We start from the raw sequence: 25,761 nt of genomic DNA on the forward strand, positions 1-25,761 counted from the left end.
ATGGGGGTTAGCAATCTTAGGTAAGCGGCTCATGGAGAAATGCCAGAGGAAGTCCAGGTAATAATCTACAAGGACTACCACAGTTGTAGTCCATTTCTTTAGACTACCTTTAGAAATCAGCTCTAAACGACGTCCATTTATTTGCTCTGCCTCCCAAGGTGCTTCGGTCAGAAAATGGTGTATTCTGTGGTAAGTTACCTCTACGGAGTCTCTCGCTATCTGAGATAGATTTTTTCGTTGACTTTCTCCCAATAATCCCTCTATGTAGTTTCCTTACTCTCTTTTCTTCGGCTAATTCCTCAATAAATCATCGAACTTACACTCACCTTTGTTAAAACAGGGAGGCATTGCTGCTGGGGTTGTTTCTTTCATGGGGGCGTACCCTTAAGCATAACGACGTTAAAACTATGTAAAATCTGTAGTATACCCTACCTTTTCGTTTTCCAGGCGAAAGCGTGTCTTCCTAACCGTTTTAGCTGTCGAGTGCAGGTGAGTGGAAATCTGTTCAACATAAAGCGCCTTGATGACTTAAATGAACCGCTTCTGCTCGATCGCGTAGCGTGGCCTACGGCCAATCTTTGAATCGTTAACTGACGGTGGTGGCCCTCCTCAACTCCGGTGAGCGTTCTTTCTTCTTCTTGGGTGAGAAACACTCTCAGTCTGGCTCCCATACCTCTGACTCCTTTCTTCGGCAACACTTTAGAATTTGTAACATACCTCCTTTTTTCTTGCACGACCTACTTATGAAATGATGCACTTTCCCTACTCACGCTGGGGGGGTGACATACAAGCTTAAATCCTTACTGGATAATAATTTCAGCCCATAAGTTACTTCAGGTGCGCTTGACCGTGGCGAATTTAATTCGCCACGGTCAAGCGCACCTAAAATATACATTCTGTTTTGGGCTGACTTTGGACGTAGTTATAAGGGTTTGAGCTTGCCATTAAGCGATGCAGCTTCGGAACAGGGGGTTTCCCCCACTCGCGCTTTGCATCAAGACAATGACTTGAGGGTTAATTTCCGACTGTATCTTCCATGAGCCCATTGGCATCAAAGCCTTATAGAGTAAGCTTTTTGGGGCTCATGTCACCACCTCAGCTACTCACGTCAGTTTAATTATTGACCGGTGAGGTTTTATGCTATAAGATTAGTGGTAGTACTTAAATCAATCTAGGAACTTAAGAGTTATGGCTGATAATGAAATTAAGAGCGCTGTCATTTTACGCAGTGAAGATTCTTTTGGAGGAACACCTGAGCTCTTGTCTGGATCTACAAGTAAGAAGAGCAAGAAAAAGAAGAAGAAGAAGCAGGCAGCAGCTTTAAAGCCTCTTGAGAAGGCTATGTTTAAACAAGCAAAGCGTCTCGACGAGGCGACAACGCTCTATAAGGAGCGCCATGAGAAGTCCAATCGTAAGAAGAAAAATGGTTGGATTAAGGATTTCGGAAAGAACTATTCCAAGAGTATGTCTAAGTTGATGAAATTTTAGTTTGGTTTCTGGTCTATCGTTAACTTCGATGTAATGCGTCAATGTAATCGCTATTATATTGAATCCAAAAAGGATTTGAGTTCTTCAAAAGTTTTTGGAATGTTCATTACATCACTTTGAAGTTTTTTACAAGGGCGGAGCTGGGCACGATCTAACTTTTGATAAAGCTTGCTAAAATTTAGTTAGGAGAACTTCCATGAGTACACTTCAGAAAGAAAACACCATTATCCTAGAAATGGGATCGGCAAAGAAGGATGATATTAAGGATTTGCAATATGGTGAGGGTAAGCTTTTTAAGAGGATTGCTAAAGTCATTGGAGAATTGAAAGAGAGTGGTGAGGTTGCAGAAAATGCTCAACCAGTAATTGTTGTGGTGAAGAAGAAAAGCGAGAAAGATTGGTAAGTTTCTAATCGATCTGAGGAGCAATACGAATTTCTGTCATGGGCTTCGTAGATTTGTTTTTCAGGGGTAAACTGAGTTGCTAACTCAAGTCCGCTTGACTTTAACCCAAGATTGAGTTCCTCCTTTGGCAAAGCTATTGTTATTGATTACTTCAATGAATCTGCATCGGGGGCTTTATGCCCCATCGAACCAGGTTAATTGAAGATAAATAGGAACCTCTAATTATTGTACTGGTCATGTTCAAGTAGACCCGTGAACTACCCCAACTTACTTAAACGAAGTAAGTTGGGGTTTCTAGCTTGGCCGTAGGCCACGCTACGGGAACACGGAAGAATGCCGAAGGTGCGCTTTCCGTTCTCCGTAGGAGACGCGGGGCGCGTTCGGCGAATTAAATTCGCCACGGGTCGCACCTCAACTTAGACGGACGTCCAAGTTTTGGTCTTACTCCTTCTCCACGCTTAGTTGACCTCTCCCGTCCCAGAGGACTCACAGGGGTAGGTTTTTTACATTAGGGTAAAACATGGGGCGACCCAGAGGGAGAGGAAAAGGAAAACAACTTAGGTGCGCTTGACCTTGGCGAATTAAATTCGCCACGGGTCGCACCTGAAGAAGCGATGCAGCGCTGTCTTGGGGGTTTCCCCCACTCGCTATTGCATCAAGACAATGATGATTTTTAACGACAAATTAAGTATATTTTCTTATCCCCCACACCCCACACCCCACACCCCACACCCCACAGCTCACGTCTTTGTTAAAAACCTACCCTTATGAGACACCCCACACCCCACGCCCCACACCCCACACCTGAGGTCTTTGTAAAAAACCTACCCTTATGAGGTGGGGGTCTCCCCCACTCGCTATTGCCGTGGTTTCCCCGGAGACGAAACCTTAGAGAGGGTCGCCTTTAATGTCGGCAGGTTATGCAAAAAAGGGTTAAATATTTTTTAATAAGGCTCCACTCTCTTACGGTAACTTCAAACCACGGGAGCATCCCATTTTGGAAACAATATTACCCAAAGCAACGATATTTCAAGGGTTTCAGCCCCCTAAAAAGAGCTAACGTGCCAAATTGGGATGCTCCCCAAACCACTCGCTATTGCATCAAGACATTGACTGGCATACAATCTTGTCAGTGTCGTAAATCTCGAATCCAAATAAATCCAGGGTAATCCCAGCTATTTTGTATAAATTGTACTTGACAAAATAGACGTTGGCGCAGAGGTTTGCTTTGGCTCAATTCAGACTAGACAATTTCTCCAGAATCAAGGAAATTGGATAGAGATTAAATCAGTCTGTTCACATTCTCAACGGCCCTGATGTCTATTGATTTTAGTACTCCCACCCCATCCCCCCTTTCAACTCAGATGAAACAGCTCAAACATAGCGTGATTAATCAGTTTGAGGCATTGGATGACCCGAGAGTCAAACGGGAACCCAAGCATAAACTTGTAGATCTTGTGACCATCGCCATCTTGGCGGTGCTGTCTGGGGCAGATAATATGGTAGCAATTACCTATGGCAAAGCGAAACAGCAATGGTTAGAGACGTTTTTGGAATTGCCCCATGGTATTCCATCTCACGATACCTTTTCGAGAGTCTTGGCATTGATTGACCCAACTCAGTTGCATGAATGCTTCAATAGTTGGGTGGAGCAGATTACCAACCAGCTAGAGATTAAGCTGATCAATATTGATGGTAAAACGGCTCGGGGTTCCTACGATCGGGAAAAGCAACTCAAAGCCTTACATACGGTGAGTGACTGGGCGAGTGAACATCATCTGGTGTTAGCTCAACAACGGGTGGAGAGCAAATCAAATGAGATCACAGCCATTCCCGTGGTGCTGAACCTACTGGATATTCAAGGTGCAATTATTACCCTAGATGCCATGGGTACCCAGCGCAATATTGCCGCCCAAATCCTTACGGTCGGTGGAGACTATATCCTGGCACTCAAAGGGAATCAAGATTAACTCCACTTGGGAGTGGAGGCTTTCTTTAAGGCGGCACAGACAACCCAGTGGGAGGGCATTGAGTTTAGCTATGACGAGTCTACAGAAGCTGGCCATCATCCCATTGAACATCGGCAAGTCTGGGTAGTGCCCATCACTCAAGTACCCGATTTGCCCCATCGGTCGAAATGGAAGGGCAAGACCTGTGTAGTGATGGTGAAACGATTTGGTCAACTCTGGAACAAAACAACTACAGAGGTCTGTTTTTACATCACTAGCGATAGAGTTGATGCCACCATTTTGGCAAGGGCAATCCGCTCCCATTGGGGGATTGAACATAGCCGACCTTGGGTGGAACGATGTCACATTTAGGGAAGACCACAGCCGTCTTCGTACCGGACATGGACAGGATTATATGGGGCTTTTGCGACGCAAGTCGCTCAATTTACTCAAACGAGAACCGTCAAAGCAAAGTCTTGCCATGAAACGCGCTTCGTGCGGCTATGGACAATGACAATGCTGCTCAAAGTGTTGCTCGGCAACTATGCTAGTTAGAGACCGCTCGACCAGTGCTGGGAGAATTGAACCATAGAGCCAGAGGAAACTACTACGAAGCACGTCCTTACCCTGCCAATAATCATACCTATTGTGCCAACTCTTTATGACGCTTTCATGAGCCGAAGAAGGGATTAAGGTATGATTTAAAACTGTCCTAGGTTTTTGATACCCAGTTGACAAATTTAAATGCGATTACCCTGCAAATAAATCCTATTGCTTGTGCTATTTTGGTGTGGAATTTCCTGAAAATACTAGCTTACTTGAATCAATGTACAGTTGATAAAATTAAGAACCAAAGTTTATCTTCATATTTAACTAAAGAACTTAAAAAACCTTCTTTAGTTATGAATTGATTCTGCTCAGAATCTAATCGATATCTGGTGTCTTTAGGTAAGTCGTGATCTAAAATCATTGGGGGCACAATAACATTGAGAATCAAGGCAATAAAATCCATATTTAGCGTGTAAAAAAATCAAACACACTGTATTATGGATTAGTAAGCATTGATTGATCTCAAGGTTTGGATGTTCGACAAAACCCAAAATCAGGTTGCAGATTGCGTCCCGCTATCAGCAGTCACCACGGGAGCATCCCAATTTGGCACGTTAGCTCTTTTTAGGGGGCTGAAACCCTTGAAATATCGTTGCTTTGGGTAATATTGTTTCCAAAATGGGATGCTCCCGTCACCACTAAGTTTGGTGAAGAAGTCGTTGTGTCCAACGTCTAACCAAGCTACCACTCTAAGCGAACTGAAAACCAGGTTTGCAATACCCCTAAATTAAGGACAGCAAATAGCTGAGTAATCATGTCGTCAGAGAAAAGTAATCAAATTTGAGAAGTTATGAGGTCAAAGTAGTGAGGATCCTCTTAATCTGCACTGAGAAGCTTCCTGTTCCATGTATTCGAGGAGGTGCAATCCAGACTTATATTGACGGAATACTACCTTATCTAAGCAAGTTTCATGACGTTAGTGTTTTTTCTGTCACTGATTCAGATTTGCCCAATCAACATGTGCTGAATGGAGTCAGCTACCAGCGCTTCCCGACAGGTGATATTGAGGCTTACTACCAAGCAGCTGCTAAATTTGCAGCTGAGGAAAGGTTCGATTTAGTCATTCTTTACAATCGCCCTAAATACTTACCCTCTATTGCTGCTGCTAGCCCTAGTAGTCAGTTTATCCTGAGCATGCACAATGAAATGTTTCATGAGGACAAGATTAAACCTGAGGTTGCTAAGAGTTGTCTAGAGAAGGTTAGAGGAGTCATAACAGTCAGCAAATTTATTGCTGATGGAATTGCCGATCTCTTCCCTGAATACCGACATAAACTTCACCCCGTACATGCAGGCGTTGACTTAGAGAAGTTTCAGTCCCGATGGTCACCGGAAGGATCTAGACGTCGCCAAAAATTGCTAAGTTCTCACAGATTGACCGATCGCAAAATCGTTGTCTATGTAGGTCGATTAAGTATTAAGAAAGGACCCCATATCCTGATTTCTGCCCTACCCCAAATTCTAGAACAACACCCATCAACATTTCTTCTTATGGTGGGTAGCAAATGGTACGGCCATAACGAGGAAAATAAATATGTTCGTCAACTGAAAGAACAAGGAAAAACCTATGAAGAATCAATTTACTTTACTGGCTTTATTCCACCTGCAAAAGTCCAGAAGTACTTCCTCATGGGTGACATCTTTGTTTGTGCATCTCAATGGCAAGAACCTTTAGCACGAGTTCATTATGAAGCAATGGCAACAGGTCTTTGTATAGTTACCACAATGCGAGGAGGAAACCCAGAAGTAGTCATCCCAGATATGAACGGTCTCTTGATCAGTGACTATGAGAATCCCGATGCCTTTGCAGGAGCAATTAACTATTTACTGTCCAATAGAGAGTTAGCTGAACAAATGGGTCGATACGGACGCCATCTGGGTGAAAAGTATTATGGTTGGGAGCGGGTTGCTTCAGACATTTTCCGGATTATTTCAGACTGCTGCCTATCCTAATCTTGGATAAGACACAAGATCAGGGGAGAAGGATCGTCTAGTAAGAGCTGATTTGTAAACAAAACCTTAACAAGCCAGTCGGCGAGTCATTAAACGAATCAGCTCCCCGTAAATCATCCCTTCACGCAATGGTTGTGTACAATTCATAATATGCAGCTCAAACGCCGAAATCGATTCAGCAAGCCTTATGTCCGTTCGAGGATCCATCGTTTTGGTAATGTTTCAAATTCCTTTGATGTTCGCTCAATCACCGACCCCCGCACTTGCTCTCCACAAACTTGTTGCACCCCATGAGCAAAATTCGGTAGTGCCTATGCGGAAGTGTGGGAGTGGTAAGATGAATCTTGTCCAAAAATAGTCCTATGAATGATGGAATGCCATCTATGGGGTCATCATAAGACCCATAAACAGGTCAAAACTAGTAAGGGAAGCCAACGGTACTACTGTCGAGTGTGCCAACAAACGTTCACTTCTACTTTTGATACTCTTTACTATCGCCGAAAAATTGAACCCGAAACAATTCACACGGTTCTACAGGCTCATGCAGAGGGAAGTAGTTTGAGAGGAGTCAGTCGGACGACTAATCTCGCCTACAATACGGTAGGAACGCCTGCTGCGAGCAGCTACGGTGATTGGACAAATGATTCATAATGCCCGTGTACAGAAGATTGAAACCTCACAAATCAGCGGTGATGAATTTTGGTCATTTGTCCAAAAAAACAATTTCGCTGTCAGTCCAATGAATTGAAAGAAGGAGACTGTTGGATTGGAATGACTCAAGCATCATCAAGGGGCTTAATTCTGGCAGCTAGAGTAGGTAAACATACTGACCAATTCATCGAAGAATTAATAGTGAATACAGAAGGAAAAACCGATTGTCAACAATGGCGTACTGATGATTGGGGTGGATATAGCGCGAGTTTTACCTCCACAAGTAAGACACATCATCGGTAAAGAGCAGACCCAACAACTAGAGCGAACTAACGGGATTGTCCGACAGCAGACGGGTCTCGGGCATCGGCGACAGAATAAATTTGCCAAGGTCTGGGAGCAGACCTTGGCAACAGTAAGGTTGGTAGTCAGCTATTTCAATTGGATTTGGGTTCATAGTCGCTTTGGCAATACGGCGGCACAAAGGTCTGGGTTAGCGATCGCCCCTTGGAGTTGGAATGACTTGCGCGGCATACCCACACTTTGCTGATGCACTACCGGACGACCATAGTCGTGACTCACAAAGCCTCGGGCGACCAGGGAACCCCCTCAGAGCACACTATTGCTTGGGTGAGCGATCGCATTCTAGATTAGCGATCGCATTCTAGATTAGCGATCGCATTCTAGATTAGCGATCGCATTCTAGATTAGCGATCGCATTCTAGATTAGCGATCGCATTCTGGATTAGCGATCGCATTCTGGATTAGCGATCGCATTCTGGATTAGCGATCGCATTCTGGATTAGCGATCGCATTCTGGATTAGCGATCGCATTCTTGGGAAACCCCAGTTAGTCTAAACTCCAGTTAAAAAGCGATTGACCTTTGGTCACGCTATAGGCATTGCCGACGCTGCTTGAGGTGCGAACGCACTCTTTGTCGAGGCTTCACTAAAAAGCGTACGAAGTCTTTGTCGAGGTTTTATAGCAAGGGAAGTATAGTTTAGGACATAGTCTTTTGGTTGAAAGGGAGCAGGGACTGAGGCCGTAGGCCACGCGGGGCGCGTTCGGAGCAGGGAGCAGAAGATGTCTTAAGCTTTACTTCGACTGCTATAACTAAAAAGCGATTGACCTTTGGTCACGCTTCGCGATCGCACTGTTTGTCGAGGCATCAACTAAAACGCGATTGACCTTAGGTCACGCTATAGGCATTGCCGACGCTGCTTGAGGTGCGATCGCACTCCCCTCCCCCGACACTTCTGTTTCCCTACAGAAGCCCCAGATTCTGATTAGACCTAAAACCAGGAAAGATTTGGGCTAAATTCGAGTCTCCAATCTCCATATGTTCCCTGAGCACAGGCATCAGCACGTCACGAAAATCCGTAGTTACTGCTAAGTCCCGTTTTTCATACAACTGGGATTCAGCCAAACCGGGCCACTCTCCATAGACCTTACCACCGCGAACTCCTCCACCCAAGACCCAGATCACATTCCCGTGTCCATGGTCAGTACCCTTGTTACCATTCTCTGCCAGGGTACGGCCAAATTCTGACATCACCACAATCACAGTATCGGCATAAATCGGTTCTAAGGCTTTGACTAGAGTAGCCAACCCAAGTCCGAGAGGCTTAAGTTTTCGAGCCAGCTGTCCTTGACTACGGCCCTGGTTAACATGGGTATCCCAGCCACCTAAGGCCAAAAATGCCAGTTGGGTCTTAGCATCCCCCACCATCAGCTTGGCTAATTTGCGGCTATCACCAACAAATTTAGAGGAAGGTCGTGCTCCCCGGTTAGCTGCCATCATTTCTTCCTTTAGCTCAGCCAGCAGTATCTTCCGTGCTTCACTTCCTTCCTGATAAGCTAGATTAATCGCATCATTACCACGATAGAGCTGATCAAAAGCAGCATCAATTTGGGGACGGTCTACAGGCAGCTTGTGATTATAATTTCTCCCCATCGGTAAATTAGCCACTGGCATCTGACCGGATAGAATCCGTGGCGTTGTTGTGCCCATATTCACCGCTTGAGTTGGTATTTCCTTGGGAATTGTCCCTAATAGTCGATTCATCCAGCCATCATCTGTACTCTTAATCCCTGGGGTGCCACTTTCCATGTAATCCTGAGCATCGAAATGGGAGCGAGTGGAGTCTGGTGAACCACTGGCGTGAACAAAGGCTAAACTTTTCTGTTTCCAAAGAGGCATCAGATCAGCTAGAGCTGGATGTAAGCCAAAGTAACCATCTAAATCCAAGACTCCCCCTTTTTCCCCGGTGCGAGGAATCGCAATTCTCGGTCGCGCTTGGTAGTAATCAGCGTCTTGGTATGGCACAACTACATTCAGTCCATCTATGCCACCCCGCAGGAAAATAACAATCAGTCGCTTACGGTGATTAGCATTTGCTGTATTTGCTAATCCTCTGGCTACCCAACTCCCCATAGAGATCATTCCCCCAGCAGTTAGGAAGCTAGCTTGTTTTAATAATTTGCGTCTTTTCATTGTTGGTTTTATCTAGCGGTTTTCAATGAGGTGAGGTAGATTTTTTTAGGGAATCGGGAATCGGGAATCGGGAATCGGGAATCGGTAATAAAGAAGAGGGAACAGCGGATCTGGGAACAGCGGATCTGGGAAGAGTTAGGAAAGAGATTCAAGGAATTTTTGGTATTATAATAAATCAGGATTTGGTTTCATGAGCTATTTTTCAATTCTCTAAATAGCTTATATAAAAATTGCAAATTTCAACTTAAACATTGATTTAAAAATTTTAAATAACAAGTCATAATTAATCAGTTTTTCTTCAAAAAAGATAGCGTTTATCAGACTTATTCAGACTTATGAGGTGCAGTCAATTTTCTTACCCCTACTCCCTACTCCCTACTCCCTACTCCCTATTCCCTATTCCCTATTCCCTATTCCCTGTTCCCTATTCCCTATTCCCTGTTCCCTAAGATACTACCGATACATCATTTCTGGACTGCCTAAAATCAAGGCGGCTCGTAGCTTGGCTGGACTAGTGTTGATGACTTCTTTGGTTTGGTCAGAAAAGTGATTGGCTAGGGTTTTCCTGAGTTGGACAGCATCTACAGGTTTACGCTTTTCTTTAGGTTGACGCTGCTCGAAATTACCATTGGCTAATGCAGTGGCAAAGCTGACCCGGCGAATCATCCCATCTGGACTGAGCCAAGCCTTCTCAGTGTTTTTGTAGCCATTGGGAGTTGGGCAGCCGTAGATGGGCATTCCTAGCTGACGGATAATACCAGAGAGGGTTTTCCATTTGGGCTTTTTACTGCCTGTAGCTCGCACTGCTGAGATGATGTAGTGATAGGGGGATTTAAATTTACTGTTGTAATACTGAGTATCCCAAAATTCAGGGCTTTGAAATAGGGTTTCTAGAACCTTACGAATATCCCCATCGGTCTTCAAAAAGCGTTGGGCTAGAGTGTCTACTAGCTTTGCTGGTGGCTGATCAGCTACAAAGTACTGGGCTAATTTGTAGCTAATGTAATGGGCGGTGGAGGGATGACGAGCCAGCAGATCTAGGGCTTGCTCTCCCTCTAGGCTGCCGCTACCTGGAATCGGTGTACCCAGCAAAATCTTATCACTATAATCATGGCGCTTACTTTGGAAATAAAATCCTCTACTGTCACCGTGCTTACCCTCACGGTCAGTAGTCCAGCCAGTCAAGATCCGCGCTAAGGTAATTACATCCTCTTGGGTGTAGCCACCATCTACTCCTAGGGTGTGGAGTTCCATCAGTTCCCGAGCATAGTTTTCATTCAGCCCTTTGTATCGACCACGAGCTCCTGGACTTCCTGGTGCAGTGTTTTGGTGGTTGTCTAAATAGAAAAGCATGGCGGGATGGTGAGCTGTAGCACCTAACAAATCCCGAAAACGACCAAGGGCATGGGGTCTAATGGCATCTTGTTCAAAGGAACTAACCCAGATCCGATTTAATCCCTTGCTATCAAAAACATTGAAGTGGTTGAACCAGAAGTCTACCATTACTTCCTGAAGCTGTTGAGGGCTAGCGATCGCTCTGATTAAACGGGCTTCCAATCCCTGCTGCCTAGGTATTTGCGATCGCTTTTGAGCCTGCTTGCGCTGTTGCTGACTCAGCTGCCGTTTCTTTTTACCTTGTGGTGGTGCATAGCCTTTCCATACCTCCACTGGATTCAGTTCCAGGGTTTCTAAATTATTGAGTTGTTTCCTCAGTTGTGGCGGTTCAGGGATAGATTCTGGGGAAAGCTGGGACTGAATATAGGCATCAACCCCCATGGATTTCACCCGTTCGATGTCCCCAGGGCGAGGACCAAAACTAACACGATTGAGGACATGCAATACTTTCGGGTCAGTGGATAAACTGGCAGCGTGCCAGGGCTTGGGTAGTGCCCATAGGAGGATGACTGCCAAGATTAGCCCTAAGAGCCAGTAGACCGGCTTAAGGTTCAATTTTCCCAGATACATTGGTTTTAGGGAGTAGGGAGTAGGGAGTAGGGAGTAGGGAGTAGGGAGTAGGGGGAAGAGTTTTGTTAGTAGTGGTTTCACCGCACGAGAAGGAGGGAGTGGAAAAAAATCCTGTGCACCTCACTCGTGATGGAAATTGCGGTTGATTAGTTCCTCAACACTGAGGGATCTGGCCACTGGATGATAAGCCACAATTGCCGTTGGCAGTGCCTTTGGTAGACTGGTCTGAATGCAACTGCTGACCTTCATCCTTTTTTTCATACTAATGCGACTAATGCGATCGCGAAGCGTGACCAAAGGTCAATCGCGTTTGGCCGTAGGCCACGCTACGCGAACGCGCAGCGTCGGCAATGCCTATAGCGTGACCAAAGGTCAATCCCATGGTACAGCAGCAGCAAAGTCTGGCAACAATCAAGCCCATCCCATCACTAGGTGTTCAGCCGTTGCGCAGCCCGAAAATACCGGAAGTAGGGTACTTTACCTAACTCTTTTCTCGCTTCAAGCATTAGAATATTAAGAATTGTGTCTAAGTCTTGCTAGAGATTAGTCAAGAACGGATGCAAGACATCAGCAATTCTTAATATTCAAATCCAAAACAGAAACAAAATGGCAAAACATACCAAGGCTTTCATGTCCCGAACCGTAAAAAAGAATGAGCCTACTGGGGTCAAGTATATGACCAAAAACCAGATGGAGTACTATATGGGTGCCAAGCTTATAGAAATTGGGGTTGAGCCGAAATCAGCTATTTATCGATGGTCAGTAGAAAGCAAAGAAAACGATAACGAGGAAGTTTGGACTTACGCTGCCTACTGGGCAGATTCCAAAGAGCAACTGTTGCAAGAGGAGCAGGCATCAAAAGATAACTGAGGTAAGCATTCAGCTGACAGCTGTCAGCTGAATGCTTACGTTTACTTCTAGGACTTTTCCAAATCGATACAGTCATTAGCTAACTGGTCAGCTTCAAGGTTTTGGGTTTTGTTAATCCAGATTAATTCGTAGAAATCAAGTTTATCAAGAAGGGTTTTTGCTCGGGTATGAAAGCTAACCAAATTGTTGTTTTTAACCATATAATCCCCATGGAGCTGGTTAATTACTAGTTCGCAATCTCCATAGATTTTGGCTTGTTTTGCTCCAAGCTTTAGAGTCTTCTGTAGTCCAAGGATTAGTCCCATATACTCAGTTTGGTTTTGGGTAGTAAATCCTACGTATTGAGACACTGGATAAACCTCACCTTGATACTGAATTATAGCACCACAGGCGGACTGATTAGTTCGTCTTTTGCTGACACCATCGAAATGAATAATAGCAAGATTATTCGATTTATCTGTCATGATCTTGTTTAGCTTGTAAGGTGGGCAAAACTAGTTTAGTTATTTTGAGTATTCTAGATAATGGAAGTTTGCCCACGCTACTGTAATTGATATTGTTTTGACAAGCAAATCCCTTACTGAGTCACTGCTACCTCTGTTGTATTCGCCTGCCAAATGTTTATCGTCCGATCAAATCCCCCAGTAGCCAGTAAACGTCCATCCCGACTAAAGGCAACGGATTGTACCCAATCTTGATGTCCAGTCAACCAAGCAATCTGCTTACCAGTGTTCAAATTCCACAACCGAACCCCATCACGACTAGCACTAGCCAGAATTGTGCCATTAACTGGATTAATTGCGATCGCACGAATTTTGCCAGTATGTTTGGCCAAGGTATACTTAAGCTGCCAAGTCTTTGTATCCCAGACCCTAATCTTACCGTCATAACCACTGCTGACTAGGGTTCTACCATTAGGGGTAAAGGCTAGGGCACTAGTGATACCTTGATGAGCTCGAATCACGTAAAGCGGTTGTCCTGTGTTCAGATTCCAAATTTTAATCGTGCCATTTTTGAGTCCACTGACCAAGGTTTCGGCCTTGGGATGAAGCGCTAGGGAATAGGTTGGATGATCAAAATTTGCCAGAGTGTAAAGGGGACGTTGGTTTCTGAGGTCCCACACCCGAATACCATCCAATCCCCCAGTCACTAACACCTTACTATCTGAGGTCATAGCTAGGGAAAGCAAATTGCTTCTATGCCCTAGAAAAGTACGGGTATAGTCTCCTGTGTAGTCTTGCTGATTCCATTGCCACAAGTTGACCCCACCATCCTCCCCGACACTAGCCAGAATTGTCCCATCAGCACTAAAAGCCATGTCAGACACTGAGGTTTGGTGTACTCGCAGGCTATCAATTTCACGACCGGTTTTCAGCCACCATAATTTCAGATGGGCATCACTCCTGCTCCCCCCACTGAGTAGCACTCGCCCACTAGGACTAAATGACAGAGCATCCACAGCGGTAGAATGGGCTGTAATGGTACGCACCAATTGAGGAGTTCTCCAAGATTGAGCCTGGGATGAAGCCATTTCCGGTATAGCTGCAACCATTAGCCCCAGTCTTGATTCCCTAGCGTAGGTGGTACTGGTGACCACTGTCATGATCCCGAGCACAGTTCCCAAAATCGCCAACGGTATTTTTTTCATGGTTGTTGTTCGCGTAGCGTGGCCTATTGGCCAAGGTTAGGGCAAATCGTCTTACTTTTCACCGCGTCAGGGGGATGTTCTTGCCAACCGGAGATTATACCCAACAACTCGGACTTTAGTAGTTCCAATGCTTCTATTTGTTCAGTGATTCCCTCAATTTTGAGCAGTAGATGCTGCTTAACTGCTCCACAAGGTAACTCACCAAAGTCATGGATTTTGAGGATGTCTTGAATCTCACTAAGGCTAAGTCCTAGGGATTGAGCGCGTTTAATAAAAGCCAGTCGATTCAGCACCTGGTTGGTAAACAGGCGATAGCCAGAAGGGGAGCGGGTTGTGACTGGCCTAAGCAGACCAATCTCTTCGTAATAGCGAATGGTCTTCACGGGCAACCCGCTATGACTAGCTACCTGACCAATTTTGAGCCAGTCCTCTGATGAATTGGTGACAAGATCATTGGTAATTGGTAATTGGTAACTGACCACTGTTGACTATGCTTTCCCCTTTGTTTCCCCTATTCCCTTAGGGATGAACAGTTTGATCTTAAAACAGCCTGACCTATCGAGGTGGTTGACGTCGAGGTGCTTGACGCTTGACAGCACTCAACATTGGTAATGGTGGACGGGAAGAACTGGGGGGAAGATACCGCTCCACAGGTTGCTCAGCCAGTTCAGTTTGCTGACTTTGGCTTTGCCACCAACGGACTACCACTGCTATTCCCACCATCATCAGTCCAAAACTGAATAATGACCAGCGTCCGCCTACACCACCAATGACAGCATCCACCGCTCCGATAATCACGATGAAGCCTGAGATTGGCTCTTTACGATAAGCTGACTTCAACACTCGATGCCATAAAGCATTTATCACGGCTTACTACTTACTCTATTTCACAGATTTACTTCTTTTTTAACAGAATAGGCCAGAACTGCCCAACTAGAGCAATAACTTAGTTGGGGGACTTCTATACTGTTACTGAGATATATCTGATATCTATAATTCTTCGATATCCCCAGAGCAACCGGGAAATTCAAGATCAATTTTGCTAATTTTTGAAACGATGGGAGCAGTTATGTTTGAGCTTACAGGAGTAGGCCAGTAGCTAAAGGGATTTTTTCTCTAACCGACTCTTCCACTGACCGACTCTCCGACTAGTTTTAGTGTAAGCTTAACCAGGTTAATAAGTCTTGACCAGTAAAGTATTCAATTGCCAGAGTCAAAATAAAACCAATCATGGCAGCTCTACCATTCAAGCGTTCTGCGTAATCATTAAACCCAAACTTAGGTGACTGGACTTGAGGGACTTTAGAGGGTTGGGGTTGCGTCATAGTGATAAAAGTTGCCAAGCTATAGTAGAGTTACTTAACTTCACTAATTTTAACATTTAGATCACATATAGATACAGCACCAGTAATCCCAAGAGGTAAAAGCATGGAAATAGGTGTTCCCAAAGAAACGAAAGATCAAGAGTTTCGTGTGGGATTAACCCCCAGTAGTGTCAGGGTTTTACAAGAAGCGGGTCATACAGTTTTCGTTGAAACTAATGCTGGCACTGGTGCTGGCTTTACCGATGAGGACTATCAGCGTCAGGGAGCCAAAATTGTCTTAGAGGCTGCTGAGGCTTGGAATCGGGAACTCGTAGTCAAAGTCAAAGAACCCTTAGAGCCAGAGTATCCCTTGCTTCAAAAAGGACAGCTGTTGTTTACTTATCTACACTTAGCCGCTGACCGCCCTTTAACCGAGAAGTTGCTGCAATCGGGGGTGATTGCGATCGCATATGAAACCGTAGAACTCCCAGACCACACCCTACCGCTGCTAACCCCGATGAGCATCATTGCTGGTCGTCTTTCCGTGCAATTTGGAGCCAGATTTCTGGAGCGTCAGCAGGGGGGAAGAGGGGTGCTGTTGGGGGGTATTCCCGGAGTCAGACCAGGTAAGGTGGTAATTCTTGGTGGCGGAGTTGTCGGTACAGAAGCCGCCAAAATAGCTGTGGGGATGGGAGCGAGAGTACAGATTTTTGATATTAATGTTCAACGGTTGAGTTATTTAGAAACCATCTTTGGCTCAAGAGTGGAACTCCTCTACAGCAATTCAGCAGAAATTGAGGCAGCTGTTACTGATGCTGACCTCCTGATTGGGGCAGTGTTAGTCCCTGGTCGTCGCGCCCCCATTTTAGTGCCGCGCTCTCTGGTCAAACAAATGGTTAATGGCTCAGTGATTGTAGATGTTGCTGTGGATCAGGGAGGCTGTATTGAAACATTACAACCCACATCCCATACCAATCCCATTTATATCGAGGAGAGTGTGGTTCACTATGGGGTGCCTAATATGCCTGGAGCTGTTCCCTGCACATCAACTGTGGCTCTAAACAATAGTACTTTCCCCTACGTACTCAGTCTGGCCAATCAGGGGTTGAGCACTCTGGAAAATAATCCCGCTTTAGCCAAGGGCGTTAATGTCCAGAATCACCAGTTGGTTCATCCAGCAGTGCGAGAAGTCTTTCCCGATTTAGCTGATAGCTAAGGTTTTTTTGCTATAGCAATCCTAAATGATTACTATAGCAATTTTCAATTACGTAAGCTACAAATTTTTGAGGTGCGCTTGACCTTGGCGAATTTAATTCTTAATGGTAAGAGCGCACCTAAGCTTTTAGGGAACAGGGAACAGATAACAGATAACAGGGAACAGATAACAGGAAACAGGGAAAAAATCCTGTGTACCTCATTAAGTTAAAAACCCCTATATAGCAATACCTTTAGGAATTGTGAGAATTTTTGTTGTCAAGTTCCCGACTCCCGACTCCCGACTCCCGACTCCCGATTCCCGACTCCCGATTCCCGACTCCCGATTCCCTACTCCCTTTCCTTTAACATTTTATTGCTAAAGTCTTGAGAAAATGTTTGAATAGACGTATGGGTTAGTATCCTCTAGCTAAAGAAAAACTGTTAAATTTTTCTTAAACACTAATTAGCCAGTGTTACTTATTAGGAGTTTTTTAAGGTGATGCGTGATCAGGTGTTGACCTGGTTAGCAGATAATGTACCGTCTTCTCGGCTACAGCATATATTGCGGGTTGAACAGATGTCTGTTGAACTCGCTGAGCTTCATCATCTCAATGCTCAGCAGGCAGCTCAAGCAGGGTTGTTGCACGACCTAGCCAAATGCTTTAAGCCTGAGCGCTTGTTGCAAATGGCTAGAGATAACGGCATAGAAGTCGATCCAGTCTGTGAAGCCGCGCCTCATTTATTGCATGCAGATGTCAGTGCTATTGTTGCCCAAGAGCAATTTGGAGTCAAAGATGAAGCAGTATTGCAAGCGATCGCTCTCCATACCTTAGGGCGTGAGGGTATGACCCCCCTCAGTTGTGTTGTGTTTATTGCTGATACTATTGAGCCAGGTCGTGGTGAGACACCGGATTTACAAGCCTTACGAAATCTCTCTAAGCAAGACCTATACAAAACTGTTTGGTTAGCCTGTGACTACTCTTTAAAATTCCTGCTAGAGAGTCCTCGTCCCATTCACCAACGTATGATATTGACTCGCAACTGGGCTCAACAGATGTCCAGGAAGACAACAGCTAAAAGAGACGGTAAGAAAGATTGTGTAAATACCTAAAGTCCCATGTGCCTAGCTTTAAGGAACGTTTCGTCAACAGCAGTGTGAGTGTCAAATGAAGAAGCAACGAAAAGAAATGAAAAGAATTGTACAGCAAGTGATTAAGCACAAGAAAACTTAATTACTATTAGAACAGATTGTTTTGTAAAGCGAGGAATTAAACGCTTAATGAGAGATCAAAATAATAAGCCCTCCACCTTAGTAACCCCTGATACCGAAAACCAGGATGCTAGCTATGGGTTAGCATTAACCGTTGCTCAAGCAGCAGATGACCGCAAGGGTGCAGATCTGGTGATTCTGTCGGTCTCAGAGGTATCTTACATCACAGATTACTTTGTAATTGTGACCGGGTTTTCTAGGGTACAGGTCAGGGCAATCTCTCAGTGGATTGAACAGCAAGTAGAAGAGGCATGGAACCGTTTACCTGTGCGAACAGCAGGAAAAGCAGAGGGAATCTGGATACTTCAAGATTACGGTGACGTGATTGTCCATATCTTGCTGCCTGAAGAACGCAAGTTCTATAATCTCGAAGCATTCTGGGGCCACGCGGAACAGATTGAGTTTCAGGCATCCTAATTGCAGCACTCACAAAAAAATAATCATGAAATCTCCCGTTTATGTATGTCCTGTTCCAGAAGAGCAGCAACCCATAAATGAATACCAAGAACTAAGGGACTCTTGGTTTTTTAACTGGGTAAGGCTGGAACTACCAAATTATGTGATGAAGCTGGCTTGGGTTTGGGGGTTGAGCTGGCTGATTTCAGGGCCGATAGCAGCAGTGAGTTTTCCACCGCAAAAAGCGATAATCAAGTTTCTGCTCTGTGGCGGGGCAGGAGCAAGTATATTCTTGATTTTAGCCTTGCTGCGGCTATACCTGGGTTGGTTCTATGTACGCGATCGCTTGATCAGAGAAACCATTGTCTACGAGGAGTCAGGCTGGTATGACGGTCAAACCTGGACAAAAACCCCAGAAATTTTGGCTCGCGATCGCTTAATTGTTTCTTATGAACTCCAACCAATTTTGCGACGTTTATACTGGACGTTCGGATTTTTGATTATAGTCGTGATTGGTGGCAATATCATTTGGCGTGTGTTATCAGCCACCTAGCTCGATTGCTCCAACTAAGCTATAGGGTAGCTTTAAGTCTAATCCATGACCAGGGGAAAACGTACTCAAACACGAGCCTTAGAAGTCCGTTTACTACGGGAAGGCATTATCGAATCAGTTCATTCAGCTCAAGCGGTTGTGTGTGATGACCGGGGACGGATGTTATATGTTGCGGGTAACCCAGAAACCTCGACATTTATTCGCTCTGCACTCAAACCTTTCCAAGCCTTAGCGGTCACTACCACAGGTACCCTTGAGCGTTACAATCTCACGGACCGAGACTTGGCTATTATGTGTAGTTCCCATCACGGCACGATGGAGCAGGTCAGGCAAGTCTTTAATATTCTTTGGCGCTGTGATGTTGACCCATCAGCACTACAGTGTCCCATTCCCCCAGGCCAGGAAAGTTCACTCCAGCATTGCTGTTCCGGTAAACATGCTGGAATGTTGGCTGTTTGTCAACAAAGGCAGTGGCTAATCAAGAGCTATTTGGAGTATAATCATCCCGTGCAAATGTTAATCTTAAGCCAAGTAGCGGAGCTGCTACAGATGCCGGAGCAAGAGTTAATTCTCGCTCACGACGACTGTAACGCTCCGACTTATTTTTTACAGCTACGGCAAATGGCATTATTGTACGCTCTGCTCTCTTCTGGTAATAATCTGGCCATGGAGCGTATTGTCCGCGCCATGATCAGTCATCCCCAGATGGTGTCCGGGGATGGGGGATTTGATACAGAACTGATGCGATTATCCGAAGGGGAACTGGTCAGTAAATCGGGAGCACAAGGGGTTCAGTGTATCGGTCGCGTTGGGGAGAATATGGGTCTAGCCATTAAAGTCCTCGATGGTGGCAAATCTGCTAAGTATGCTGCAGCCATTGCCCTACTTAAGCAAATGGCTTGGATTACTCCTTCGGTAGCAGATACCTTGGAGTCGATGTTTATTAATCTCAGTAAATACAAGCGTTTAGAAGTGGTTGGTGAGTTATCTATGCCTTAAGGGGTGAGCTGATCACTCCCGACTCCCTCCATATAAGCATTCAGCGGTCAGCGGTCAGCGGTCAGCGGTCAGCGGTCAGCATTCAGCGGTCAGCGGTCAGCGGTCAGCGGTCAGCGGTCAGCGGTCAGCGGTCAGGTTTAGGCTCGCGCTGATAGCTGATAGCTGATAGCACCTCAAGTAGCGTGGCCAACGGCCTTTAGCTGATAGCTGATGACTGATAGCTGATAACTGATAGCTGATAGCTGATAGCTGATGACTGATAGCTGATGACTGATAGCTGATGACTGATAGCTGATAGCTGATAGCTGATAGCTGATGACTGATAGCTGATAGCTGATAGCTGATAGCTGATAGCTGATAGCTGATAGCTGATAGCTGATGACTGATAGCTGATAGCTGATAGCTGATGACTGATAGCTGATAGCTGATAGCTGATAGCTGATAGCTGATAGCTGATAGCTGATAGAATTAATTTGAGAAATTTCCAATTTCCCCTTGCCACTTTTGGAAATTAGGTGTTATAGTAAAAAAGACGACGCGGGATAGAGCAGCCTGGTAGCTCGTCGGGCTCAACAATCAAGTTAGCTAGACGCTTAATAGCTTGCTTGAGCATGGGCGGCACGAAGATAAATCTCCGTGTGTTTACCTGTCAAATTCGGGGAAGCCTGTAGCGAGGTAATCCCGAGCCAAGCTCCCAAAGGGAGAAGGTGTAGAGACTGGTTAGGCAGGCACCCTAACGTTTAAGGCGAGGGTGAAGGGACAGTCCAGACCACAAACTGGAAGATCCAGGCAACGAAAGTTGTAGTTGGTACGCATAACCCGAAGGTCGGTGGTTCAAATCCGCCTCCCGCCACCAAATAGAATATCATGAAGCCCTGCAAGGTTATGTCTTTGTGGGGTTTTGTGATTTTGGGGAGTGGGGAATCGGGAGTGGGGAATCGGGAATCGGGAATCGGGAAAAGAATGAATAGCAGTAGAGTGGGCAGGATGCCCGTCCGAAAATATTGAATAGGAGTAGAGTGGGCAGGATGCCCGCCCGATCAATAGGAGTAGAGTGGGCAGGATGCCTGCCCGGGAATTGAAACGGGCAAGATGCCCATTCTACAGCAAGATCCCCATTCCAATGACACGGGCAAGATGCCCATTCTACTAAGATGACCATTCCACAAAACTATTAAAATCATCCCGCATTTATGCAACGCCCTTCTTAGCCATGTAATCTTACTCACTACTGGCTCGATTACCATAGTATTTATATTCCTAAACTAATAAACAATGCCCCAAGTAGAACTACTAAAAATTTTCCTGGCTTCCCCTAGTGATGTAAGAAGGGAGCGGGACTATGTAGAAAAAGTAGTGGAGGAAATTAACCGAACTACTGCTCTGAGTAAAGGTGTGATGCTACAAGTAGTACGTTCGGAAAAAAATACCTATCCGGGCTATGGTGAGGGTGGCCAAGCTGTACTCAATGCTCAGATAGCTAACATGGAAGAGTATGAGCTATTTGTGTGCATTATGTGGAATCGCTTGGGCACTCCCACGCGCAGTGCCGAGTCTGGAACTGTGGAAGAATACGAACGAGCAGTTGCGGCTTTTGAGAAAGATGAGAAACCCAATATCTGGTTTTATTTTCGAGAGGCATCAGCGAATCTAAATACAAAGGAGAAACTGAAACAGCGAGAAAAGGTGCTGGATTTCAAGAACAAAATTCAGCGCAAGGCATTAACAAAAGATTCTGGGGGGGTGACGAAATAAGTTAAAACGCAGACTCTATAAGCGACCTAGCCCTTAGACCTCGTTGATAATATTTTCGTTTATTAGGATTTAGTCTGATTAATTCAGTTACTAATTCTAGACAAACATCCTTAAGATTCACCCAGGTTTGACCGTATAAACCAACATAAAAACTGCTATGTCTCCGCTCCCTGCGACCATATTCTTTGACACGACCAACATATTTCTGCATTCCTTTTCGTTTAATATGTTGACCTTCAATCGTTGCAGAAGTATAAGCTATAGTTATCAATAAAACTAGAGAAATAAAGCGTTCACCCTCAACCTTAGTATTTTCCAAGTTATAACCACCTGTCTTAAAATCTCTAAACATTTCCTCAATATCAAATCTTTTTTTATAAGCGGAAATAGCGGACTCCAAATTATCAAAATTTGTCAAAATAAACCATGCTTCTTTTGGGGCTAATCCCTTAATTTTACGTTGCCATTTTCCGGCGACATTAAAACCTAGTAAACCACGAGTTTTAGTCACTCTAACTCCTTTGATAAACAAAGAAACTCCAGGGACTAGACCTAAATTATTTAATTCAATCCAACGATTTTTTTGATCCTCAATAAATTCATTCTTTTTTAAACGCAAACAAAAATATACACCAAAGTCCTGGAGATACTTTGCTAATTTAACAGAGCAAAATTCTCTATCTCCCAATACACAGATTTTATAGTTTTTAAAAATTGGAATAACTTTTGATAAAATACTTTTTTGCTCTTTTAAATTACTACTACCTAACTTTGGTAACAATGTAAAATATATTGGAAACGCTCTGTCTTGATGCAGTCGCTCATGGGGGGGACCCCCAAGACCGCGCTGCATCGCTTTTATCCCAAATGAAGCTAACCATTAATAAATTGATGCTACCCCAATTCGTTCTATCCATTGCTACATAAATTATTTGATCATCGGTAAAGTAGATTTTCAAGAATTTTTCAACTATTGGCAACCAAACTTTTTCAATTGTTAGGTTGGGCAACAATAATAATCTTTGAATTCTTTTTCTTCTACTTTCAAATTTAATAGGTAAAGGGAGAGCATTGGCTAACTTTTCCAAACTAACTTTTTTAATTGACTGTAAGAGATTGACGAAAATTTTTAAGAAAATATATTCTGCTAGAGTAAATTGACTTTTTAGGTGGTTTTGGTAGAATTCGGGTAACATTGTCAACAGGTAGGTTTTGTTGCAAATAGAAGACCTACCTTTTTTCTACCATAAAGTGGTACTACCTTTACATACCAGGCATTTCAGCCTGTTTCGTCACCCCTTCAGCAAAAGATTACAAACAACCAGCAAATTTTCGCGACATATTTCGTCAAAATTTGTTACAGTGGTTGGAAAATACTAAAGGAAAAACAGCTACAACGGAACGAAAAAAGTCATCCACTACGGCTAATAAAAGTAGAAAATCAAATTCGGCCTCCACGGCAGCAAAAAAGTCCTCAACTCCTAACTCTCCCTCTACAAAAGCTACTGTACAAAGCGTAACAACTTCAGGTAATTGGATTTTGTTAAATAATAACTATTACTTAGCGAAATCATTAGAAACACAATCAGATGGGACTATTTCAGTTCAAATCACAACAAACGATCTGGAAGAACAGGCGAATTTAAAAGATCTAAAACATGACCAATTTCCCCACTACTCACAAATCAGTTATGCCTATCAGGAGGAAGCTTCAATTACTGAAGTAAAGGATGTTATATTAACATCCACTGGGGGCAAAAATCTATTTTGTATTGCTCTATCACCAATCAAACAGTCTCAGGAAAATCTTTTTCAAGACATAACAGTTGGCTCAAATAATGGTAAGTATTATAGTGCTGACGAAATCGCTGAAATGCGCGTGAAAATTTTACTGCTCAATGATGACAGTTTGCTATCCAATCAGGAAGATTATTTGAGGGTCGATTCTCTTATTAACTGTTCCGCTGGAGGAAAGCTTATAGAGCCAATTAATTTCGCCGAGCTATGGAAAAAGCGAAAAAGGCAAAAAGAGAAGTTCTTGAGAATCGCAAGACTTACGGCAGTTTATGAGCTCAAAATGAGCGGTATAGTTGAGCATATATTGGAACTCAAGCTAGGTCCTATCAAAAATCACTTAATGACTGTTGAATTTCGTGGGACGAGAAGGTCAAGATACAAGAACAAAGAAACTAAGGTTATAGAGGTCAAAGGAAACTGCTCCCTGAGAGACTAATATAAAAAAAATTGCTAGGTAATTTTACTCATCAATCGAACGATTATTTATTATATTTGTTAGATATCTAAACCAATAAAAATGCCCCAAGTAGAACTACTTTATAGGCAGGGATTAGATCGTTTTAGCCAAACATTTTCTGAATTGGGACTAGGTGGGGATGATAATCCAGGTAGGAAACAGGAAATTTGGAAGAGGCAATATGGTTGGGCAGAGCTGCAACATTGGCTTGGTGTCTGTTTACTACAAAATCCTCAAGGACATCCAACTGATAATGTGGAGCAAGCAATCAAAGCATTTGAATTGGATAAATTTCCTCAATATTGGGCGAAAAATCAAAACTTTTTGGGATGCCTATTATCATCGGCTTCAGGGTGAAGTTGCTGATAATAAGCATTTGGCTATTGATGCTTTCCAAGACGCTCTTACTGTATTCACTTCTGGAGAGTTTCCGCAAGAAAGATTAATGGTGTTAAATAACCTGGGGATAACCTATCTAAATATCCCTGGGGAAGAGCAACCAGAAAATCAGGAACAGGCGATCGCGGCATTTGAAGAAGCTCTGACTCTGATCAATCCCGAAAAGTTACCTAACGAGTGGACAATCATGCAATACCGTCTAGGTATGGTTTATCGGGAGCGAATCCGAGGGGAGCAAGTCGAGAATCTAGAGCTTGCGAATAAGGCTTTTGAAGCTGCCCTGAAAGTTTCTATATCCCAAGATTTACCTGAAGGGTGGGTATAGTAGAATTTCTACACAGACTGGATACACATCTTGAAGAATTGATGCTCTATCTCAAACTCTTGACTCAGGTTGGGCTTAAACGCATAGGAAGCTCTTTTATCAGTATATTTGGTCTTTTATGGCTGTCTATCGAGCCAGTAGCACTTTTTTTTCCAGAGAGTCTGAATTTTGGTTGGATTGGCTACTTGGGACTAGTAGTAGTCTCCCTGGCGATAGCAGTTATTCAGCGTTTTCCCCGTAGCTCGGTGTGTAAAGCGTTGTCTTCTCCCGACTCAGTTGTAGAAATTAAAATTGGCAATCTTTTTAATCAGCCTGGGCATTTAGTCATAGGAGCTAACGATGTTTTCGATACGGAACTCGGAGAAGTCATCAAACCTTCTAGTGTACAGGGACAGTTTCTTACGGGCATTTATGGCAATGACCTTACTAAATTAGACACAGAGATTGAAGCAGTCTTGGAGGACTACAAAGCTCAACGTACAAAAGAACCTAACAAAAAGAAGGGAAAGTCTTGGCGTTATCCCATAGGCACAACTATAGCATTGGGTTCCCCTGACAAACGCTATTTCTGGACAGCTTACGGCTATATGGGCAATGACCTGAGAGTCCAGTCAAATGCTGACTACATTTGGAATTCTTTGAGCTGTCTTTGGGAAGAAGTTCGCCGGAAGGGTCATGGTATCGACGTTGCTATACCTGTTATTGGAGCGGACTTAGCTCGTACTAACTTACCTCGAATGGCATTAGCGAAGTTAATTATTCTTTCATTCGTAGTGGCTTCTAAGAAGGAGTTTGTCACCAGGAAACTAACTTTAGTCATCCATCCTAAAGACTTAGAAAACACAGATTTATATGAATTAGAGGATTTCTTGACATCGGCTTGTTTTTGATATTGTCCTTAAAATCGGTATTATATAGTGTTTTCAATGGGGTGAGCTACAAAGCTCCTAAGTTAATGGGAGTAGGGATTAAGACCTGAGGGGGTGATAACAAGGGTAAAAAGGTGGCTTGTCACTCCCTTTGGGATGCGATCGCATTTACTACTCGATTCCAGTTTCTCCACCAGCGAAGGTAACACAACAACCCAAACCAAAGTATCTCAGTGGTAAACTGCAAAGAGATCACAAGTGCAGACCCGGTGGTGCGTTACGGGACGGGCTATCCCAACACTGGCTACGAGGCGAAAAATCAGGGCTCGCCCGTCCCTAACGCACCCTACGCACTACATTCTGAATTCTACTAACCATCAACCTTCAACCTTCCAACCTCCTAACCTTC

General features: G+C 44.1%; 27 protein-coding genes and 4 pseudogenes. 17 read left to right on the forward strand and 14 right to left on the reverse strand.

The genetic code is table 11. From position 1 onward, the window contains the following. Both F6K38_RS13360 and F6K38_RS13365 read right to left on the reverse strand, forming a co-directional pair. A pseudogene (locus F6K38_RS13360) lies at window positions 1-252 on the reverse strand (hypothetical protein); the annotation flags it as partial. Between the two features lie 176 nt (window positions 253-428). Beyond that, the gene (locus tag F6K38_RS13365) at window positions 429-695 is read right to left on the reverse strand and encodes a hypothetical protein (RefSeq protein ID WP_143764195.1); all 267 of its coding nucleotides are present in this window, start codon (window positions 693-695) and stop codon (window positions 429-431) included. A gap of 493 nt (window positions 696-1,188) precedes the next feature. Here F6K38_RS13365 and F6K38_RS13370 point away from each other — a divergent pair, with 493 nt between their 5' ends. The 5 genes and pseudogenes from F6K38_RS13370 (at window position 1,189) to F6K38_RS13390 (ending at window position 7,603) form a co-directional block, all read left to right on the forward strand. Further along, window positions 1,189-1,488, forward strand: coding sequence for a DUF6312 domain-containing protein (locus F6K38_RS13370; RefSeq protein ID WP_287251430.1), 300 nt, complete (start codon window positions 1,189-1,191; stop codon window positions 1,486-1,488). A 196-nt stretch (window positions 1,489-1,684) separates the two neighbouring features. After that, window positions 1,685-1,891, forward strand: coding sequence for a DUF6200 domain-containing protein (locus tag F6K38_RS13375; protein ID WP_008180448.1), 207 nt, complete (start codon window positions 1,685-1,687; stop codon window positions 1,889-1,891). 1,364 nt (window positions 1,892-3,255) lie between these two features. Beyond that, a pseudogene (locus F6K38_RS13380) lies at window positions 3,256-4,212 on the forward strand (ISAs1 family transposase). 1,041 nt (window positions 4,213-5,253) lie between these two features. Next, on the forward strand, window positions 5,254-6,402 hold the full coding sequence (locus F6K38_RS13385; RefSeq protein ID WP_044492374.1) for a glycosyltransferase family 4 protein: 1,149 nt from the start codon (window positions 5,254-5,256) through the stop codon (window positions 6,400-6,402). A gap of 366 nt (window positions 6,403-6,768) precedes the next feature. Continuing rightward, a pseudogene (locus tag F6K38_RS13390) lies at window positions 6,769-7,603 on the forward strand (IS1 family transposase). 715 nt (window positions 7,604-8,318) lie between these two features. On the opposite strand, the gene F6K38_RS13395 reads toward F6K38_RS13390, so the two are convergent. The 4 genes from F6K38_RS13395 to F6K38_RS13410 all read right to left on the reverse strand — a co-directional run bounded on the left by F6K38_RS13395 (window position 8,319) and on the right by F6K38_RS13410 (window position 11,774). Then, window positions 8,319-9,548: a DUF1501 domain-containing protein gene (locus F6K38_RS13395; RefSeq protein WP_008180434.1), complete on the reverse strand. Its 1,230-nt coding sequence runs from the start codon at window positions 9,546-9,548 to the stop codon at window positions 8,319-8,321. Between the two features lie 8 nt (window positions 9,549-9,556). Then, window positions 9,557-9,700: a hypothetical protein gene (locus F6K38_RS13400; RefSeq protein ID WP_154659692.1), complete on the reverse strand. Its 144-nt coding sequence runs from the start codon at window positions 9,698-9,700 to the stop codon at window positions 9,557-9,559. Between the two features lie 301 nt (window positions 9,701-10,001). After that, window positions 10,002-11,513: a DUF1800 domain-containing protein gene (locus F6K38_RS13405; RefSeq protein WP_008180432.1), complete on the reverse strand. Its 1,512-nt coding sequence runs from the start codon at window positions 11,511-11,513 to the stop codon at window positions 10,002-10,004. 120 nt (window positions 11,514-11,633) lie between these two features. Then, window positions 11,634-11,774, reverse strand: coding sequence for a hypothetical protein (locus tag F6K38_RS13410; protein WP_154659691.1), 141 nt, complete (start codon window positions 11,772-11,774; stop codon window positions 11,634-11,636). Between the two features lie 13 nt (window positions 11,775-11,787). On the opposite strand from F6K38_RS13410, the gene F6K38_RS13415 reads away from it, so the two are divergent. Both F6K38_RS13415 and F6K38_RS13420 read left to right on the forward strand, forming a co-directional pair. Further along, window positions 11,788-12,030 carry a hypothetical protein gene (locus F6K38_RS13415; RefSeq protein ID WP_143764194.1) on the forward strand — a complete coding sequence of 81 codons (243 nt, stop codon included), beginning with the start codon at window positions 11,788-11,790 and terminating at the stop codon, window positions 12,028-12,030. Between the two features lie 89 nt (window positions 12,031-12,119). Beyond that, window positions 12,120-12,383 (forward strand): hypothetical protein, encoded by a 264-nt coding sequence (locus F6K38_RS13420; protein ID WP_008180428.1) that lies wholly within the window; start codon window positions 12,120-12,122, stop codon window positions 12,381-12,383. A 47-nt stretch (window positions 12,384-12,430) separates the two neighbouring features. Here the strand turns inward: F6K38_RS13420 and F6K38_RS13425 are convergent, their stop codons facing one another. The 5 genes from F6K38_RS13425 to F6K38_RS13445 form a co-directional block, all read right to left on the reverse strand. Then, window positions 12,431-12,847, reverse strand: coding sequence for a ribonuclease HI family protein (locus tag F6K38_RS13425; RefSeq protein ID WP_008180426.1), 417 nt, complete (start codon window positions 12,845-12,847; stop codon window positions 12,431-12,433). A gap of 113 nt (window positions 12,848-12,960) precedes the next feature. Beyond that, entirely contained in the window at window positions 12,961-14,031 is a 1,071-nt protein-coding gene (locus F6K38_RS13430) for a WD40 repeat domain-containing protein (RefSeq protein WP_008180424.1), read from the reverse strand. 23 nt (window positions 14,032-14,054) lie between these two features. Then, window positions 14,055-14,513: a heavy metal-responsive transcriptional regulator gene (locus F6K38_RS13435; RefSeq protein WP_008180422.1), complete on the reverse strand. Its 459-nt coding sequence runs from the start codon at window positions 14,511-14,513 to the stop codon at window positions 14,055-14,057. Window positions 14,514-14,586: 73 nt separating this feature from the next. After that, window positions 14,587-14,895: a hypothetical protein gene (locus F6K38_RS13440; protein ID WP_044492372.1), complete on the reverse strand. Its 309-nt coding sequence runs from the start codon at window positions 14,893-14,895 to the stop codon at window positions 14,587-14,589. A 290-nt stretch (window positions 14,896-15,185) separates the two neighbouring features. After that, on the reverse strand, window positions 15,186-15,356 hold the full coding sequence (locus tag F6K38_RS13445) for a CAB/ELIP/HLIP family chlorophyll-binding protein (RefSeq protein ID WP_008180417.1): 171 nt from the start codon (window positions 15,354-15,356) through the stop codon (window positions 15,186-15,188). A gap of 103 nt (window positions 15,357-15,459) precedes the next feature. Between F6K38_RS13445 and ald the strand changes: the two genes are divergently transcribed. The 5 genes from ald to F6K38_RS13470 all read left to right on the forward strand — a co-directional run bounded on the left by ald (window position 15,460) and on the right by F6K38_RS13470 (window position 19,750). Further along, window positions 15,460-16,551, forward strand: a complete 1,092-nt coding sequence (gene ald, locus F6K38_RS13450) for an alanine dehydrogenase (protein ID WP_008180414.1) — start codon at window positions 15,460-15,462, stop codon at window positions 16,549-16,551. A 480-nt stretch (window positions 16,552-17,031) separates the two neighbouring features. Then, window positions 17,032-17,643, forward strand: a complete 612-nt coding sequence (gene yqeK, locus F6K38_RS13455; RefSeq protein WP_008180412.1) for a bis(5'-nucleosyl)-tetraphosphatase (symmetrical) YqeK — start codon at window positions 17,032-17,034, stop codon at window positions 17,641-17,643. A 168-nt stretch (window positions 17,644-17,811) separates the two neighbouring features. Further along, window positions 17,812-18,219 (forward strand): ribosome silencing factor, encoded by a 408-nt coding sequence (gene rsfS, locus F6K38_RS13460; protein WP_008180411.1) that lies wholly within the window; start codon window positions 17,812-17,814, stop codon window positions 18,217-18,219. 22 nt (window positions 18,220-18,241) lie between these two features. Beyond that, a complete protein-coding gene (locus F6K38_RS13465) occupies window positions 18,242-18,751 on the forward strand; it encodes a CGLD27 family protein (RefSeq protein WP_044494779.1) in 510 nt (169 codons plus the stop codon). Between the two features lie 45 nt (window positions 18,752-18,796). Beyond that, window positions 18,797-19,750: an asparaginase gene (locus tag F6K38_RS13470; RefSeq protein WP_008188195.1), complete on the forward strand. Its 954-nt coding sequence runs from the start codon at window positions 18,797-18,799 to the stop codon at window positions 19,748-19,750. 173 nt (window positions 19,751-19,923) lie between these two features. Here the strand turns inward: F6K38_RS13470 and F6K38_RS13475 are convergent, their stop codons facing one another. Together F6K38_RS13475 and F6K38_RS13480 are read right to left on the reverse strand one after the other, a co-directional pair. Next, a complete protein-coding gene (locus F6K38_RS13475) occupies window positions 19,924-20,238 on the reverse strand; it encodes a hypothetical protein (protein ID WP_287251049.1) in 315 nt (104 codons plus the stop codon). Between the two features lie 395 nt (window positions 20,239-20,633). Further along, window positions 20,634-20,912: a hypothetical protein gene (locus tag F6K38_RS13480; protein ID WP_287356715.1), complete on the reverse strand. Its 279-nt coding sequence runs from the start codon at window positions 20,910-20,912 to the stop codon at window positions 20,634-20,636. 113 nt (window positions 20,913-21,025) lie between these two features. On the opposite strand from F6K38_RS13480, the gene F6K38_RS13485 reads away from it, so the two are divergent. After that, complete coding sequence (locus F6K38_RS13485) at window positions 21,026-21,505, forward strand: DUF4062 domain-containing protein (RefSeq protein WP_008188196.1); 480 nt, start codon at window positions 21,026-21,028, stop codon at window positions 21,503-21,505. 1 nt (window position 21,506) lies between these two features. On the opposite strand, the pseudogene F6K38_RS13490 reads toward F6K38_RS13485, so the two are convergent. Continuing rightward, a pseudogene (locus F6K38_RS13490) lies at window positions 21,507-22,701 on the reverse strand (IS4 family transposase). Window positions 22,702-22,871: 170 nt separating this feature from the next. On the opposite strand from F6K38_RS13490, the gene F6K38_RS13495 reads away from it, so the two are divergent. From F6K38_RS13495 to F6K38_RS13510, 4 genes are all read left to right on the forward strand, one after another. Then, the gene (locus tag F6K38_RS13495; protein ID WP_287356718.1) at window positions 22,872-23,738 is read left to right on the forward strand and encodes a hypothetical protein; all 867 of its coding nucleotides are present in this window, start codon (window positions 22,872-22,874) and stop codon (window positions 23,736-23,738) included. A 202-nt stretch (window positions 23,739-23,940) separates the two neighbouring features. Further along, window positions 23,941-24,483: a hypothetical protein gene (locus F6K38_RS13500; protein WP_044494767.1), complete on the forward strand. Its 543-nt coding sequence runs from the start codon at window positions 23,941-23,943 to the stop codon at window positions 24,481-24,483. Further along, window positions 24,474-25,373, forward strand: coding sequence for a macro domain-containing protein (locus F6K38_RS13505; RefSeq protein ID WP_287356720.1), 900 nt, complete (start codon window positions 24,474-24,476; stop codon window positions 25,371-25,373). Before F6K38_RS13500 ends, F6K38_RS13505 begins: the two co-directional genes overlap by 10 nt. A gap of 118 nt (window positions 25,374-25,491) precedes the next feature. Beyond that, window positions 25,492-25,692 (forward strand): hypothetical protein, encoded by a 201-nt coding sequence (locus F6K38_RS13510; protein ID WP_287356722.1) that lies wholly within the window; start codon window positions 25,492-25,494, stop codon window positions 25,690-25,692. The last annotated feature ends 69 nt before the right edge of the window (window positions 25,693-25,761 follow it).

Source organism: Moorena sp. SIO3B2 (genome assembly GCF_010692525.1).
Lineage (GTDB): Bacteria > Cyanobacteriota > Cyanobacteriia > Cyanobacteriales > Coleofasciculaceae > Moorena > Moorena producens.

Excerpts from the sequence above, each read along its gene's own strand:
- F6K38_RS13445 (WP_008180417.1), bottom strand. The coding sequence starts at position 15,356 with ATGACGCAACCCCAACCCTCTAAAGTCCCTCAAGTCCAGTCACCTAAG.
- F6K38_RS13425 (WP_008180426.1), bottom strand. The coding sequence starts at position 12,847 with ATGACAGATAAATCGAATAATCTTGCTATTATTCATTTCGATGGTGTC.
- F6K38_RS13470 (WP_008188195.1), top strand. The coding sequence starts at position 18,797 with ATGACCAGGGGAAAACGTACTCAAACACGAGCCTTAGAAGTCCGTTTA.
- F6K38_RS13395 (WP_008180434.1), bottom strand. The coding sequence starts at position 9,548 with ATGAAAAGACGCAAATTATTAAAACAAGCTAGCTTCCTAACTGCTGGG.
- F6K38_RS13430 (WP_008180424.1), bottom strand. The coding sequence starts at position 14,031 with ATGAAAAAAATACCGTTGGCGATTTTGGGAACTGTGCTCGGGATCATG.
- F6K38_RS13480 (WP_287356715.1), bottom strand. The coding sequence starts at position 20,912 with ATGGTCATCTTAGTAGAATGGGCATCTTGCCCGTGTCATTGGAATGGG.
- yqeK (WP_008180412.1), top strand. The coding sequence starts at position 17,032 with ATGCGTGATCAGGTGTTGACCTGGTTAGCAGATAATGTACCGTCTTCT.
- F6K38_RS13405 (WP_008180432.1), bottom strand. The coding sequence starts at position 11,513 with ATGTATCTGGGAAAATTGAACCTTAAGCCGGTCTACTGGCTCTTAGGG.
- ald (WP_008180414.1), top strand. The coding sequence starts at position 15,460 with ATGGAAATAGGTGTTCCCAAAGAAACGAAAGATCAAGAGTTTCGTGTG.
- F6K38_RS13420 (WP_008180428.1), top strand. The coding sequence starts at position 12,120 with ATGGCAAAACATACCAAGGCTTTCATGTCCCGAACCGTAAAAAAGAAT.
- F6K38_RS13485 (WP_008188196.1), top strand. The coding sequence starts at position 21,026 with ATGCCCCAAGTAGAACTACTAAAAATTTTCCTGGCTTCCCCTAGTGAT.
- rsfS (WP_008180411.1), top strand. The coding sequence starts at position 17,812 with ATGAGAGATCAAAATAATAAGCCCTCCACCTTAGTAACCCCTGATACC.
- F6K38_RS13410 (WP_154659691.1), bottom strand. The coding sequence starts at position 11,774 with ATGAAAAAAAGGATGAAGGTCAGCAGTTGCATTCAGACCAGTCTACCA.
- F6K38_RS13415 (WP_143764194.1), top strand. The coding sequence starts at position 11,788 with ATGCGATCGCGAAGCGTGACCAAAGGTCAATCGCGTTTGGCCGTAGGC.
- F6K38_RS13370 (WP_287251430.1), top strand. The coding sequence starts at position 1,189 with ATGGCTGATAATGAAATTAAGAGCGCTGTCATTTTACGCAGTGAAGAT.
- F6K38_RS13375 (WP_008180448.1), top strand. The coding sequence starts at position 1,685 with ATGAGTACACTTCAGAAAGAAAACACCATTATCCTAGAAATGGGATCG.
- F6K38_RS13500 (WP_044494767.1), top strand. The coding sequence starts at position 23,941 with ATGGTTGGGCAGAGCTGCAACATTGGCTTGGTGTCTGTTTACTACAAA.